Origin of the sequence: Synechococcus sp. LA31, from assembly GCF_018502385.1 — a bacterium.
Lineage (GTDB): Bacteria > Cyanobacteriota > Cyanobacteriia > PCC-6307 > Cyanobiaceae > Vulcanococcus.
The window spans coordinates 1588521-1602096 of the sequence record NZ_CP075523.1 but is presented as its reverse complement, the minus strand read 5'-3'; the positions used below and the strand labels follow the sequence as shown (position 1 = coordinate 1602096).

Below are 13576 nucleotides of genomic sequence, written 5' to 3'. Positions count from 1 at the left end.
GCTGATGCGCCTGCTCCTGTTCTGTTTCTGATTCCGTTTTCGCTCGCTCCTCCGCCGTGATCCGCCCCGACGCTCCCGTATTGCTTGAGATCCGCGATCTTCATGCCCGGGTGGAGGACAAGGCGATCCTCAAGGGTGTGAACCTCACCATCCGTGCCGGAGAAATTCATGCGGTGATGGGCCGCAACGGCAGCGGCAAGAGCACCCTCTCCAAGGTTTTGGCCGGCCACCCCGCCTACACGGTGACCTCCGGCAGCGTGCGCTACCGGGGCGACAACCTGCTGGAGCTTGATCCGGAACAGCGAGCGCGGATCGGTGTGTTTCTGGGCTTTCAATATCCGGTGGAAATTCCAGGGGTGAGCAACCTCGAGTTCCTGCGGGTGGCTACCAATGCACGCCGCATGGAGAAAGGTGAGGAGGAGCTCGACACCTTCGCCTTCGAAGACCTTGTGCGTGAGCGCCTCAAGGTGGTGCAGATGGATCCCGCCTTTCTCGATCGTTCGGTGAATGAGGGCTTCAGCGGCGGCGAGAAGAAGCGCAACGAGATCCTCCAGATGGCGCTGCTAGATCCGCTGGTGGCGATCCTGGATGAAACCGATTCCGGCCTGGATATTGATGCCCTGCGCATCGTGGCCGGAGGCGTGAATCAGCTCGCCAATGCTGACAACGCCACCCTGCTGATCACCCATTACCAGCGGCTGCTGGATGCGATCACCCCGGATTACGTGCATGTGATGGCGGCGGGGCGGATCCTGCGTACCGGCGGTAAGGAGTTGGCGCTCGAGCTTGAAGAGCGCGGCTACGACTGGGTGGATCAGGAGCTCGCCGCCCTGGCGGCGGAGGTGGCCTGATGGCTGCAAGCCTTGCTGCCCCGGCCCCTGCCAAGGGCGCCTGGTTGGAAACCTGGTTGGCCGCTGCTCCCGCCGCCAGCGGTGAGCTGGCGCTGGTGCAGCAGCGCGGCCGAGAGGCCCTACGCCAGCAGCCCATTCCCTCCAGCCGCAACGAAGACTGGCGTTTCACAGATCTCGCGTTGCTGCAGACGCTGCCGCTTACGGCCGCTTCCCCCGCGCCTGCTGCGCTGCCTGAGGTGGCTTCAGGCGCCCTGCGGTTGAACTGGAACGGCAGCTCTGATCCGCTCGTGGACCAAGCCCTGCCGGCTGGTTTGCAGCAGCTCAGCGCTGATGAAATTGCCCAGGGACTGGGGCACACCCTGGCTGCCGCTGGCTGTGAACGGCACTGGCCGGTAGAACTCAATCACGCTGCTGCGGAGCACGTGCTGGCGCTGCGTGTGACCAGCCGCAGTCAGGTGAGTCTGGAGTTGGTGAGTGCTGCCAGTGCGGGTCTGCAAGCCCTGCGTTTGCTGCTGCTGCTGGAAGAAAAGGCCGAGTTGGATCTTTCTCAGCTGATCGAAGCCCAGGGCTCGGGTCTGCATAGCCTGGTGATCGAAGCCCATTTGGCCCGCGGCGCGCGCCTCAGTCATGGCCTGGTGGCTTTGGGCCAGGCCGATGCAGCGCTGCTCACCCATGTGGCAATGGAGCAAGAGCCGGAAAGTGAGGCGCAGCTCAGCAGTGTCACATCGGGTTGGGGGTTGGCACGGCTGGAGCCTCGCGCTGTGCAGGTGGATGGCGCCGCGCACACCACCCTGCGCGGTTTGCAGGTGGTGGATGGCCAGCGCATCGCCGACACCCATAGCTTCGTGGAGTTCAAAGGCCCCGAAGGACAACTCGATCAGCTCCATAAAGCGGTGGCTGCCGGCCAGGGCCGCAGCGTGTTCAACGGCGCTGTGCGCGTACCCCGCGCCGCTCAGCGCACCAATGCCGCCCAGCTCAGCCGCAACCTGTTGTTGTCTGATCGCGCCAGGATCGACACCAAGCCGGAGCTGGAGATCGTGGCCGACGATGTGAAATGCGCCCACGGCGCCACGGTGAGCAGCCTGCAAACCGACGAGCTCTTCTATCTGCAGAGCCGTGGCATTGATGCCGATCAAGCGGCGGCTCTATTGCAGCGGGCCTTCTGCGAAGAGGTGCTGCGCGAGCTGCCCGCCGCTGCACGCAGTTGGTGTTCGCTGGAGCGTTTGCTGGAGGCTGCGGCATGACCAGCACCCTCTCTGTACCCCAGGCCGCTGCTGTGGCAGAGCCCGACAACCTGGCGGCGCTGACGCGTCCTGATTTTCCGCTGCTGGCCCAGACCGCCTGCCTCGGCCAGCCGCTGATCTATCTCGATCACGCCGCCACCAGCCAGAAGCCGCGCCAGGTGCTTGAGGCGCTGCAGCATTACTACGACCACGACAACGCCAACGTGCATCGTGGCGCGCACCAGCTGAGCGCCCGCGCCACGGAAGGCTTTGAAGGAGCTCGCGCTAAGGCGGCGGCCTTCGTGGGTGCAGCGAATCCCAACGAGATCGTGTTCACCCGCAACGCCAGCGAGGCGATCAACCTGGTGGCCCGCAGCTGGGGTGAGGCGAACCTGCGCCCCGGTGATGAGGTGCTGCTCACGGTGATGGAGCACCACAGCAACCTGGTGCCCTGGCAGCTGTTGGCCGATCGCACCGGCTGTGTGCTGCGCCACGCCGGCCTCACTGACACCGGTGAGCTGGATCTGAACGACCTGCGCAGCAAGCTCACTCAGCGCACTCGGCTCGTGAGCCTTGTGCAGGTGAGCAACACCCTCGGCTGCCTCAACCCGATCGCCGAGGTGGCGGCCCTGGCCCACGCGGCCGGTGCTCTGGTGTTGGTGGATGCCTGCCAGAGCCTGCCGCACCTGCCGGTAAACGTGAAGCAGCTCGGCGCGGATTTCCTGGTGGGCAGTTCCCATAAGCTCTGCGGCCCCACGGGTATGGGTTTCCTTTGGGGCCGTGAGGCGCTGCTGGAGGCGATGCCCCCGTTCCTGGGCGGCGGCGAAATGATTCAGGACGTCTACCTCGACCACAGCACTTGGGCTGGCTTGCCCCACAAGTTCGAAGCCGGCACGCCCGCCATCGGAGAAGCGGTGGGCATGGGCGCCGCGCTCGACTACCTGCAGGCCATCGGCCTGGATCGCATCCATGCCTGGGAGCAGCAGCTCACTCGCCATCTGTTCGAGCGCCTGCAGGCCATCGACGGCCTGCGCATCCTCGGCCCCACCCCTGAGCAGCAGCCGGATCGTGCCGCTCTGGCCGCCTTCCATGTCGAGGGCGTGCACGCCAACGACATCGCCGCTCTGCTCGATTCAGCCGGCATCTGCATCCGCAGCGGCCACCACTGCACCCAGCCGTTGCATCGCCATTACGGCATCAGTGGCTCGGCCCGCGCCAGCCTCAGCTTTACCACCAATCTCGAGGAGATCGATCGCTTTGCAGACGAGCTGCAGGGTTCGATCAGTTTCCTGCGAGAGCACAGCTGACAATCAGGTCGGCGTCATCACGGCCATCGCTTCAGCTTGGTGGGCACCGTTCCAGGCCCAGCACCAGTGCCAACCTGCTGCTTTGGCCGTGGCCTCAATAGCGGCGCGATCGGCTTCTCCTCGGCGCTGAGGTGATGAATGGCGAAGGCAGAGTGAAGGATGTCGACCGGTTCTGCGTCATCGCCAGCTGGAGCGCTTGCCCAACGGATTAGATCTCCTTCCAGCCAACGGCATGGATAGGCCACGTTGCCGAGAGCTTTCTGCGCCAGGGGCAGCACCTCAGTCGTTAGATCCAGCCCCGTGTAAGAGCCCAAAGGCAGGCGTTGCAGCAGAGGAGCCAGCAGCGCCAGATCGCCGCAGCCCAGATCCACCATTCGCGGTGCCGCGGCACCGTGGGGGCGAGCCTTGAGCCAGCCCTCCAGGGTTGCGGCCGTGGCGGAGGCCACGGCTTGGTGCTCCATCAGATCGTGCGCCACCACGGCCCGATAGGAGGCCCACTGCTGTGCGAAAAGATCCATGGTGTTCAGCCTGGTTGATCGTCGGCGGATTTCATCCCCCGGGCTTGGTAAGCGCTGATGCTGATCGCCCCATCGGGCCGCTCCGCCAGGCGCGCAAATTGCTCCAGCCCAGTCTGGATCAGGGCTGCGGCATGGGGTGTGGGTGCAGCCGTTAACAAGGCTGAGCGTTCCGGCTCGATAAAGCCGAGCAGATAGCTGCAAAACCCATCGACGGCGTCTCGCCGACTGGGACACCAGTGGTGGATCCCCACCATGGCGTTGTGTACCTCAGTGAAGCCCGCCTGCTCCAGCCAGGGGCCGAGCGCCGGGCCGGCATGGGCATTGCCGTGGCGGTTGAAATGTGCAACGAAGGCGCTGAGCATCGCCTCGATCTGGTCGGGGCTGATGTCGATGCCAACGAGCTGGCTGCCTGGGTTGGATTGGCCGATCTGGCCGAGCACCGCCCCTACGCCGCAGCCGATCTCGAGCAGCCGTTCACCGGGGTGAAGCTCCAGATTGCCTTGCAGTAACTCGGCAAGTTGTGCAGCTTGCTGGATCAGGCGCTGCTGCTCACGCCGGCTGGTGCCGTGGATGTAGGGAGGCTCGCTCATCCGCCGGCGCGCTGCTGTTGGAATGCTGGTTATGACCCGTTCTGCTGGCCAGTTATCTGTTGCCGCGCTGCCGCAGCTGTTCCTGGTGGTGCTGGGCGGCCGCACCGCCACCAGCCACATCGAGCTGCACGATGTGCGCTTTGTGGCGGGTGCCTCGATCGACGACACCCTTCCGGAGCTGCGGCGGCAGTGGTTCGGGAGGCGTGAGGGCCTGCACCTGGACAGCTACATGGCGGTGCGGGCGATTGATGGTTGGGCGGTGAGTCTTCGTCGCGAGCCGGCCGCGCCCAGGCCCGAGCGGCTCTGGTTCGTGAACCTGGGCGCCTACCGCCCTGATTCCCTGGCGGAGCTGCATCACTTCGGGCTGCTGGTGGCCCGCTCACCCCAGGCCGCCAAGGCTGCCGCTAAGCGGCAATGGCTGGCTGGCTCGCAGCAGCAGCACAAGGATGATCTGTGCGCTGTGGACGACTGCCTGGCGATCGAGCAGCTGGAGCTGCTCGGTGGTGAGCGCTGGCATCTACAGCTCGATCCCCATCCCGAGGGGGTGAGCCAGCCCCAGGTGCCGGATTGGTTCGGTTATCGGCGGATTGATCGAGCCTGAACGTTGCGGTTGAGGCCTCCGGCGCGGCCTATCAAGCTGGCGGGAAGGCGGCTCCAGGCCACGGGTTGCCCGCTGGCCACGGCATAGGTGGTCTCCACCAGGGAGTTTTGCTGCCAGTTGATGTCGAGGGTGGTGTAGGTCTGCTGAGGCGGAATGCCTCCCTGGAGGAGCCGTCTGGGGCCGCTGCCCATCGCTCCCAGATGAATCAGATCCAGCTGGCCGCGGCGAGCGGGGAACCAGGCATGCTGGTGGCCGCTGATGTAGGCCTGCACGCGGCCCTGCTCCAGCAGGCTCTGTACGGCGGCTGCCTGATCCAGTGTTTCGCCGGCACGGTCACGCCCCTGGCTCACGCCCACAAGTGGCAGGTGCCCCACCACCAGCCGCAGCCGTGCTTCCTGAGCCTCGGGGCTGGCCAGTTGCTGGCGGGCCCAGCTGAGCTGGCTGGCGGGGATGCGGCCGGAGCTGGCATCCCACACCAGCCAAAACACATCGTCTTGCCGGGCGCTGTAGTGAAAGGGAAAGTCGCCCGGATCCACGAATCGCAGGCCGAGAGCCTGACGCCGCGGCGTCCAGAAGCGACGCACGGCCGCTCGGTCGGCCTCAAAACCGGGTGAACCGTCGTGGTTGCCCACGGCGGGCAGGAAGGGCAGGCCGGCCTGGCGCACGGGTGTGAGCACCGTGCGGGCGAAGCTGTCCCACATCGCATCGAGCTGGCTAGCGCTGAGGCCCCGCTTCTGGCCGGCCACCATGTCGCCGGCGCACACCACCAGCGCGGGCTGGAGTGCCAGCAGCTGCTGAAGGCCCTGGCTCACCTGGGGGATGTAGGTGGTGGAGCCGTAGCTGCTGTTGAGGTCGCTGATCAGGCCGAGGCGCAGATCAGGGGTGCTGCTCGGTGCAGCTACCGCCTGTTGGTGTTGCTCGAGTAGCCACCAGGCGCCGCCCCCTGCACCGGCGACGGCGGCGAGCTGGAGCAGCTGGCGGCGACGCAGGGGCATGGGTTCTCGGGAGGCTGGAGCGGTCGACGGGCAGCATGGAGCATTCGCCACAGCAACGCATCCCATGAAGATCGACGGCAAGGCCTGGCGCACCATCTGGTTGGAGCCCGATGGCCGCTCGATCGGGGTGATCGATCAAATCCAGCTCCCGCATCACTTCACCACCCGCACGCTTCGCAGTTGCGAGGAAGCGGCCGAGGCGATTCGCACGATGGTGGTGCGTGGTGCGCCGCTGATAGGTGTGACTGGGGCCTATGGCCTGATGCTGGCCCTGCAGGCGGATCCCAGCGATGCTGCCTTGGCTGCGGCGTTTGAGCAGCTCAACGCCACCCGACCTACGGCGGTGAACCTGCGTTGGGCCCTGGAGCGGGTGCGGGATCGGGTGGCGCCGCTGCCACCGGCCGAGCGGGCCGAGGTGGCTAAGGCGGAAGCGGCGGCCATCGCCGATGAAGACGTGGCCATGTGTGAGGCCATCGGCGAGCACGGCCTGGCGATTTTCCAGCAGCTGGCAGCCGCGCGCCCCGCCGAGCGGCAACAAGAGCCCCTAAGAGTGTTGACCCACTGCAATGCCGGTTGGCTAGCCACCGTGGATTGGGGCACGGCCCTGGCCCCCATCTACAAGGCCCACCGCGCCGGGCTGAATATCCATGTGTGGGTGGATGAGACCCGCCCGCGTAACCAGGGCGCCTCGCTCACGGCCTATGAGCTGGGCCGCGAGGGTGTGCCCCACACAGTGATTGTGGATAACGCCGGCGGGCACCTGATGCAGCACGGTCAGGTGGATGCGGTGATCGTGGGCACCGATCGCACCACCCGCCGCGGTGATGTGTGCAACAAGATCGGCACCTATCTGAAGGCCCTCGCCGCCCGCGACAACGGCGTGCCCTTCTATGTGGCCCTGCCCGCCTCCACCATCGACTGGACCATCGATGACGGCGTGGCTGAAATCCCGATCGAAGCGCGCAGTGCCCGGGAGGTGACCCACATCCAAGGGCGCGTCGATGACGGTCCGGCTGCCGGCCAGGTAGCCACCGTTCAACTCACCCCCGATGGCAGCGAGGGATTCAACCCCGCCTTTGATGTGACCCCAGCCCGGCTGGTGACGGCGCTGATCACCGAACGGGGCGTGGCACCCGCCAGTGAAGACGGACTGCGCAATCTCTACGCCTGAGCCTGAACACCATGAACGAACAGGATCTGCGTGAGCAACTGGTGACCGTGGCGCTCCGCATGCAGGCCAGCGGCATCAACCAAGGCACGTCCGGCAATCTGTCGGTGCGCATCCCCGGCGGGATGTTGATCACACCCAGCTCGCTGCCTTACGAGCTCATGAAGCCCAGCGATCTGGTGGCGCTTGATCTGGCCGGCAAACCGCTGTATTCGCCTGAGCCAGGCCGCCCGCAGCGGCGCCCCTCCTCGGAATGGCGTTTGCATGCCGATGTGCTGGCTCATCGCCTCGAGGTGCAGGCGGTGCTGCATTGCCACTCGATTCATGCCACCGCTTTGGCTTGCCATGGCCGCGGCATTCCACCGTTTCATTACATGATCGCTGTGGCCGGCGGGCACGACATCCGTTGCGCCCCTTACGCCACCTTTGGCACCCAGGACCTATCGGATGGGGTGGTGGAAGCCCTGCATGGTCGCCTCGCCTGCCTGATGGCACAGCACGGCCAGGTGGTGGTGGGCCCCAACCTCGATCGCGCCCTGGCCCTGGCGGTGGAGGTGGAAACGCTGGCGCGGATCTACCTGCAGGCTCGTGCAATCGGGGAGCCCCCGCTGCTGAGCCAAGAGCAGATGGAGCAGGTGCGCCATCAGTTCGCCACCCTGCTCTACGGCCACTGAGCCCTACTGCAGATCGGGCTGTCGGCCGATCCACAGCCCGAAGCTGATCGCTGCCACCGTGAGCAGCAAGGCCACGCCGTTAAACAGCGGTAGCCCCCAGCTCACGAGTGCGATCGGTGCCAGGGCGGTGACCAATCCACCCCCAAGGAATGGCTCAAAGACCAACTGCTTGAAGGAGAAGCCCTCCATGGCTCGGCTGCTGCCACGGGGGTCGGCCATGCGCAGCAGCAGCAACCCGGTGGCCGTCACGCCGGTGCCCTGGCCGAAATCGGCGATGGCTCGCTCAAACCAGTGATCTCGGAAGACGAGCCGCCCCAACAGCACAAACACCGACACGTTCCAGGCCAGACCGGCCAGCGCCAGCAGCAGGAACGGCAGCCAGTTCTCCTCCAGCATCGGCAGGTTGAGGCTGGCCATCGCAGCGGTGATCAGCAGGTCCATCGCCAGCGAGCCCACGCTGGCCTGTACCACCGGTGAGGCCAGATCTTGATGGCGGCGCCACTGCAGCACCAGCTGAACCACTAGGCCGCCGAGCATCGCCAGGGGAAACACCGGAATGGCATCCAGCAGCGCCGCGGTGGCCTCACCCCCGAGGGCGCCACCCAGCTGCAGCAGGCCTTCCTTGAACAGCACGCCAAGGCCGATGGCCCCACCGGCCAGGGCCAGATTCACCGTGAGGGCATCGATCGTGACGGGCGCCACGGGGGAGCCTCCCGCCAGACCGGCCGCTTCCTCGCGCGCCAGCTTCACCTCGGCCGACATCGGATCGCTGTGGGCGGCCCTCTGCAGCAGGGTGGCGCTGGTCGCTGACCCGTTCCGCTGCCCCAGCCATTGCCTCCCTCGTCCGATCACCACCAGGGTGCTGCCAATCAGCACGGCGCTCACCACGCCCATCGTGGCCATGGCTAGCCCTAAGGCTTCTCCGGAGACCAGCCCCAGCTCTGCAAAGGTGTCGCCCATGCCGGCGGCGGTGCCGTGGCCGCCCTCAAAGCCCACCTCAATCAGACAGGCCATCAGCGGGTTGGTGCCGAACAGCGGCTGAAGCACCAGCCACACCAGCACACCACCCACCAGGTATTGCCCGAAGCCAAGGGTCATGCCGAAGGCCGTCTGGCCGGCAGCCCGCTGCCATAGCTCCCGGGGGCTGGGCAGGCGCTGCCCCAGAAACAATGTGGCGAACACCAGCGAGATCAACACACCCGGCGTTTGCGCCCACACCGCATACACAGATTCCGGGAAGATCGGCCAGGGACTGAAGGGGCCGATCAATAGGCCGATCAGACCGGCCACCAGAGCTTCGGGAATCCCGAGCTGACGCAGCCAGCGCAGCTTGCGCCGCAGGGTGATGCCCGCCAGCAGCAACAGGCTCAGGCCGGTGAAGGCCACCAGCACATCGAAGAGCTTCATGGGTGCGCTGCAGACGCCTCAGTGTTGCGTCCCCACTGCGCCAATAGGAGGCCTGCGCCGCCAGCCAGCAGCACCAGAGCCAGACAGAAGCCCGTCCAGATCGGCAGCCCCCAGCCCGCTACGGCGAGCGGTGCCACCACCGTGACCACCCCACCGGCCAGAAAGGGTTGCAGAAACAATTGCTTGAGAGAAAAGGCTGGTAGGGCTTGGCTGTGGTCATCGGGGTCGGCCATGCGCAGCAGCAGCAGGCCAGAGGCCGCCACTCCCGTGGCCTGGCCAAACTCCAGCACCGCCCGCTCAAACCAGTCGGGCGGCAGCAGCCGCGGTGCCAGCAGCAGGGTGATCCCCAGATTCCAGCTGAGGCCAGAGAGGGCCAGCACGGTGAGGGGCAGCCAGTCGGCCGCCAGCAGGGCCAGGTTGAGGCAGGCGGTGGCGGAGGTGATCAGCAGATCAGCCGAGAGGGTGCCGATCTCGTTTTGGATTGGCGTTGAGGCCCAGTGGCTGAGGCCGCTGCGCTCCAACCACCAGCGCACCAGCAGTGAGCCGATGATCGCGAGCGGAAACACAGGCAGGGCGTTCCCTACCGCTGCCACGCCACCACCGATGGCATCCGTGCCGAGGTGCAGCAGCTGCAGCAGCACCACGCCGATCAGCACGGCGATTCCCACCATCGCCAGGTTCACAGCCCAGGCGGCCCAGGCCGGCTGGTTGGGAGGCAAGCCGGAGTCGCCAACTCCAGCTAATGCGCGAGGGACAGCATTCGAATCAGCCTCCTCTCGGGCCTGAGCCAGCAGCCAGCCCCGCTGGCGCCCGATCACTACCACCACGCCCCCGACCAAGGTGGAGCTCAGCAGGCCCACCGTGGCCATCGCCAGGCCGAGATCCTGCCCGCCGGGAAAGCCAAGAGCTGCGTAGCTGGGCCCCATGGCGGCGGCGGAGCCGTGGCCGCCTTCGTAGGCCACTTCGATCAGGCAGGCCATCACCGGGCTGACCCCCAGCCAGGGCTGCAGCACCAGCAGCACCGCCAGCCCGCCCACCACGTATTGCCCGAAGGCCAGCACCAGCGCCAGCGACACCTGCCCGCACACCGGTCGCCACAGCCCACCCAGCCTGGGTAGGGGTTTGCCGAGCATCAGTGAGCCGAAGACCAAGGTGAGCAACACCAGCGGCAGCTCGCCCCACAGCTCCATCAGGTGCTGCGGTAGCAGCGGCAATGGACCCGACGGCGCCACCAGCAAGCCGAGTATCCCGGCCACCAGCGCTTCGGGTACTCCCCAGAGCCGCAGGTTGAGCCGGCGCCCAATGCTCCGCCCCGCTACCAGGATCAAACTGAGTACCGATCCGGCCAGGGCCAGCCAGGCCAGGGCTACCAGGGCTTCCGCCCTCCACAAGCCTGGAAGGAGCTCGCTCATCACAGCTGGAAGTGGTGGCGGAAGAAGGCTTCGGTGGCTTCGAGCACCTGGATTTGTGTGGCGCCATTGCGGAAGCCGTGGCCTTCCTCTGGGAACAGATGCACCTCTACGGGCACGCCATTACCCCGCAGAGCTTCGGCCATCCGCTCGGTTTGCTCCGGCGGCACCACCACATCCTCAAGGCCCTGGAAAAAGATCACCGGACAGTGGATTCGGCCGGCATGCTGCAGGGGGGAGCGGGCCTCATAGGTGGCCTTTGCTACCGGCCAAGGGCCGACAAGGCTGTCGAGATAGCGCGCCTCAAAACGGTGGGTGTCGGTGGCGAGGGCGCTGAGGTCGGCGACGCCATAGCGGCTGGCACCCGCCCGGAATGTGGTTGTGAAACAAAGAGCCGCCAAGGCCGTGAACCCACCCGCGCTGCCCCCTTCGATCGCGATGCGCTCGGCGCTGGCCAGGCCGCGGCTCACCAGCGCCTGAGCGGCGGCGGCGCAGTCGGCCACATCCACCACTCCCCATTGGCCGTTGAGGCGTTCGCGATAGGCGCGGCCGAAGCCTGTGGAGCCGCCGTAGTTGACATCCACCACACCCCAGCCACGGGAGGTCCAGAACTGGATGCCCAGGCTGAGCCCTGTGCGGGCCATGCCCGTGGGACCGCTATGCCCTTTCACCAGCAGGGGAGACTCCGCGGTGCTGCCCCCGATCGGTGGGTAGTACCAGGCGTGGGTGGCTTGGCCGCCGTGGCCTTCAAACCACACCTCTTGGGGTTGGCTGATCGCCTCGAGGGGCAGCGGGCACGGGGCGGCGGGCTGATGGCGCCACTGGCTAGTCGCCAGCTCCAGCTCCAAGAGCCCAGAGGGATTGCAGGCGCTGCTGGCCACGCAGGCCAATCGGCCCGCTTCAGCGCAGAGGCCTGCCAGATCGGTAAACGGTTGCGCGATCGGCTCCCAGATGGCGTGTTCATCTGCCCGCGACGGCAGGTGGACGCGGCCCAGCTTCCAGCTGCCCTGGCGGCAAGCCATGACCAGCAGCTGCTCGCTATCCCAGGCGTGGGTGCTCATGCCAAACACCCACTGAGGCATCGCGCACTCCGCTTGCATTGGCACTAGTGCCTGCCAGCACGGCTCGAGAGCGGCGGAAGTCTCCGCGGCGCCGATCCAGCGCTCCAGGTTCCAGAAGCCGCTTCGGTCGTTGCTCACCACCAGATCGCTACCGGCCCAGATGGGCTGGAACACCGAGCAACCCTGCGGGTCTGCTGGCCTGGAGCCCGCAACGGGCCGCGCAGCGCCGAGGCTGCCATCGGGGTTGAGTTCCCCCAGCCAGAGCTGGCTGCGCTCCCAGGGCATGCAGGGCTGCTGCCACTCCACCCAGGCCAGATGCCGGCCGCTGGGACTCAGAGCCAGGTAGCCGCAGAAATCTGCCGGCTGATGCAATCGCTGCGGCTCACCTCCCTGCAGGGGCACAGCCACCAGCTGGTCGCGGCCATGGATCTCCAGCACACCGATCCAGCGGTTGCCGATGGCGTCGATCACCCCGCCCCCAAGATGGCCGTGGAAGCGGTCATCGCCGCCCGGTGGTGTCAGCCGTTGGGGTTCGGCATCGCTGGCCTCCAGCCTCAGCTGCCAAAGGCAGCGGTCGCTGTCGTGCACGAACACCGCAATCGCTTCACCGCTCGCATTGCGGCCGATCGCGCAGGCGCCGCCTCCGTACTCATGCACCCGGCAGCGCAGGTTCCAGCGGCCGGGGGTCATTTCGCGGGGGGATCGAGACCCGGGGTCGCGGGCCATCAAGGTGGTGCGCCCGCGTTCGTCGGGGCGTTGCTCCTGCCAGTACAGAACGCCATCCAGCAGTTGGGGTTCTTTGAGGCTGGGGGTCTTGCCCAATGCCAGCGCAGCGGAGAGGGGGGCAGGGCTGGTGGGCACCGAAGCTCTTGATCAATGGCTCCTAGAATCGCTTGGCCGATCACGCCAGCGAGGACAAGCTTTGGCCAGCAGCTTCGCCAAATTGGCGCGCTCCGCCGAGAATGTCGGCCGATTACAGGTGTCGAAGCAGCCGGTCGATAACCCCCCTTACGACATCCACACCCTTGGCGATCAGGCGCTGCGCTCCCCGGCCAAGCGCATTGGCAAGGTGGACGACAGCATCCGTGATCTCGCCCGCGACATGCTTGTGAGCATGTATGCAGCCCGGGGTATCGGCCTTGCGGCCCCCCAGATCGGCCATGCTCTGCAGCTGCTGGTGATCGATCTCGAGATCGAGGATCCCAACAGTCCACCCCTGATCCTGATCAACCCGGAGATCAGTCACGTGGGCGGCAGCCTCTGCACCTATGAGGAGGGCTGTCTGAGCATCCCCGGGGTTTATCTCGATGTGGTGCGCCCCAGCGTGGTGGAGGTGAGCTACCGCGATGAAATGGGTCGCCCTAAGCGGATGAAAGCCGATGGGCTGATGGCCCGCTGCATCCAGCACGAAATGGACCATCTCAATGGGGTCCTGTTCGTGGATCGCGTCACCGATCACGACAAGCTGCGCGAGGGCCTCGGTGAGAAGGGTTTCAATCCTGCAGACGTGCACTCGATCGCCTGAGGTTTTCCCCGCATGCCGATGAAACCCCTGGCCGGCGTCTTCTTGGCCCTGGCCTGCCTGCTTGGTATCGCCGCCACCGGTTCTGTCTTTGAACTGGCCTACGGCGATCCTGATCTCGGTGTGGACACCACCCGCTGGATCCTTGGTCTGGCGCTACCCGGCACGGTGCTCAGCCTGTTGGTGGCGATTCGGATCAATAAGCCGGCCTGAGGGGCTGGCATTGCTCTGCCCCCGTTCATACGATCCT

Annotated in this window: 14 protein-coding genes; 8 read left to right on the top strand and 6 right to left on the bottom strand. The window is 66.3% G+C overall.

The annotated features are described in order from the left end of the window. The first annotated feature begins 56 nt into the window (after window positions 1-56). From sufC to KJJ24_RS08665, 3 genes are read left to right on the top strand one after another with little or no spacing between them, the layout of a single operon-like run. Complete coding sequence (gene sufC / locus KJJ24_RS08675; RefSeq protein ID WP_214338085.1) at window positions 57-851, top strand: Fe-S cluster assembly ATPase SufC; 795 nt, start codon at window positions 57-59, stop codon at window positions 849-851. After that, window positions 851-2095 (top strand): Fe-S cluster assembly protein SufD, encoded by a 1245-nt coding sequence (sufD, locus tag KJJ24_RS08670; protein ID WP_214338083.1) that lies wholly within the window; start codon window positions 851-853, stop codon window positions 2093-2095. Before sufC ends, sufD begins: the two co-directional genes overlap by 1 nt. Then, entirely contained in the window at window positions 2092-3381 is a 1290-nt protein-coding gene (locus KJJ24_RS08665) for a SufS family cysteine desulfurase (protein WP_214338081.1), read from the top strand. The genes sufD and KJJ24_RS08665 overlap by 4 nt, the downstream gene beginning before the upstream one ends. Before the next feature lie 17 nt (window positions 3382-3398). Here KJJ24_RS08665 and KJJ24_RS08660 read toward each other — a convergent pair whose 3' ends face one another. Both KJJ24_RS08660 and KJJ24_RS08655 read right to left on the bottom strand, forming a co-directional pair. Next, entirely contained in the window at window positions 3399-3899 is a 501-nt protein-coding gene (locus KJJ24_RS08660; RefSeq protein WP_371811712.1) for a trans-aconitate 2-methyltransferase, read from the bottom strand. A 5-nt stretch (window positions 3900-3904) separates the two neighbouring features. Then, complete coding sequence (locus KJJ24_RS08655) at window positions 3905-4489, bottom strand: cyclopropane-fatty-acyl-phospholipid synthase family protein (protein WP_214338079.1); 585 nt, start codon at window positions 4487-4489, stop codon at window positions 3905-3907. Window positions 4490-4520: 31 nt separating this feature from the next. Between KJJ24_RS08655 and KJJ24_RS08650 the strand changes: the two genes are divergently transcribed. Next, window positions 4521-5090, top strand: coding sequence for a DUF1543 domain-containing protein (locus tag KJJ24_RS08650; RefSeq protein WP_214338077.1), 570 nt, complete (start codon window positions 4521-4523; stop codon window positions 5088-5090). Here KJJ24_RS08650 and KJJ24_RS08645 read toward each other — a convergent pair. Then, the gene (locus KJJ24_RS08645; RefSeq protein ID WP_214338075.1) at window positions 5066-6085 is read right to left on the bottom strand and encodes a metallophosphoesterase; all 1020 of its coding nucleotides are present in this window, start codon (window positions 6083-6085) and stop codon (window positions 5066-5068) included. The genes KJJ24_RS08650 and KJJ24_RS08645 overlap by 25 nt on opposite strands. Before the next feature lie 64 nt (window positions 6086-6149). Here KJJ24_RS08645 and mtnA point away from each other — a divergent pair, with 64 nt between their 5' ends. Both mtnA and KJJ24_RS08635 read left to right on the top strand, forming a co-directional pair. Continuing rightward, complete coding sequence (gene mtnA / locus KJJ24_RS08640; protein WP_214338074.1) at window positions 6150-7256, top strand: S-methyl-5-thioribose-1-phosphate isomerase; 1107 nt, start codon at window positions 6150-6152, stop codon at window positions 7254-7256. Between the two features lie 11 nt (window positions 7257-7267). Next, on the top strand, window positions 7268-7927 hold the full coding sequence (locus tag KJJ24_RS08635; protein ID WP_214338072.1) for a class II aldolase/adducin family protein: 660 nt from the start codon (window positions 7268-7270) through the stop codon (window positions 7925-7927). A 3-nt stretch (window positions 7928-7930) separates the two neighbouring features. Here KJJ24_RS08635 and KJJ24_RS08630 read toward each other — a convergent pair whose 3' ends face one another. The 3 genes from KJJ24_RS08630 to KJJ24_RS08620 are packed head-to-tail and all read right to left on the bottom strand — an operon-like array spanning window position 7931 to window position 12665. Beyond that, the gene (locus KJJ24_RS08630) at window positions 7931-9334 is read right to left on the bottom strand and encodes a sodium/glutamate symporter (RefSeq protein WP_214338070.1); all 1404 of its coding nucleotides are present in this window, start codon (window positions 9332-9334) and stop codon (window positions 7931-7933) included. Continuing rightward, window positions 9331-10746: a sodium/glutamate symporter gene (locus tag KJJ24_RS08625; RefSeq protein ID WP_214338068.1), complete on the bottom strand. Its 1416-nt coding sequence runs from the start codon at window positions 10744-10746 to the stop codon at window positions 9331-9333. The genes KJJ24_RS08630 and KJJ24_RS08625 overlap by 4 nt, the downstream gene beginning before the upstream one ends. After that, window positions 10746-12665 carry a prolyl oligopeptidase family serine peptidase gene (locus KJJ24_RS08620; protein WP_250544539.1) on the bottom strand — a complete coding sequence of 640 codons (1920 nt, stop codon included), beginning with the start codon at window positions 12663-12665 and terminating at the stop codon, window positions 10746-10748. The genes KJJ24_RS08625 and KJJ24_RS08620 overlap by 1 nt, the downstream gene beginning before the upstream one ends. A 61-nt stretch (window positions 12666-12726) precedes the next feature. On the opposite strand from KJJ24_RS08620, the gene def reads away from it, so the two are divergent. Beyond that, on the top strand, window positions 12727-13329 hold the full coding sequence (gene def / locus KJJ24_RS08615) for a peptide deformylase (protein ID WP_214338066.1): 603 nt from the start codon (window positions 12727-12729) through the stop codon (window positions 13327-13329). A 12-nt stretch (window positions 13330-13341) separates the two neighbouring features. After that, window positions 13342-13539: a hypothetical protein gene (locus KJJ24_RS08610; RefSeq protein WP_214338064.1), complete on the top strand. Its 198-nt coding sequence runs from the start codon at window positions 13342-13344 to the stop codon at window positions 13537-13539. Window positions 13540-13576 lie beyond the last annotated feature (37 nt).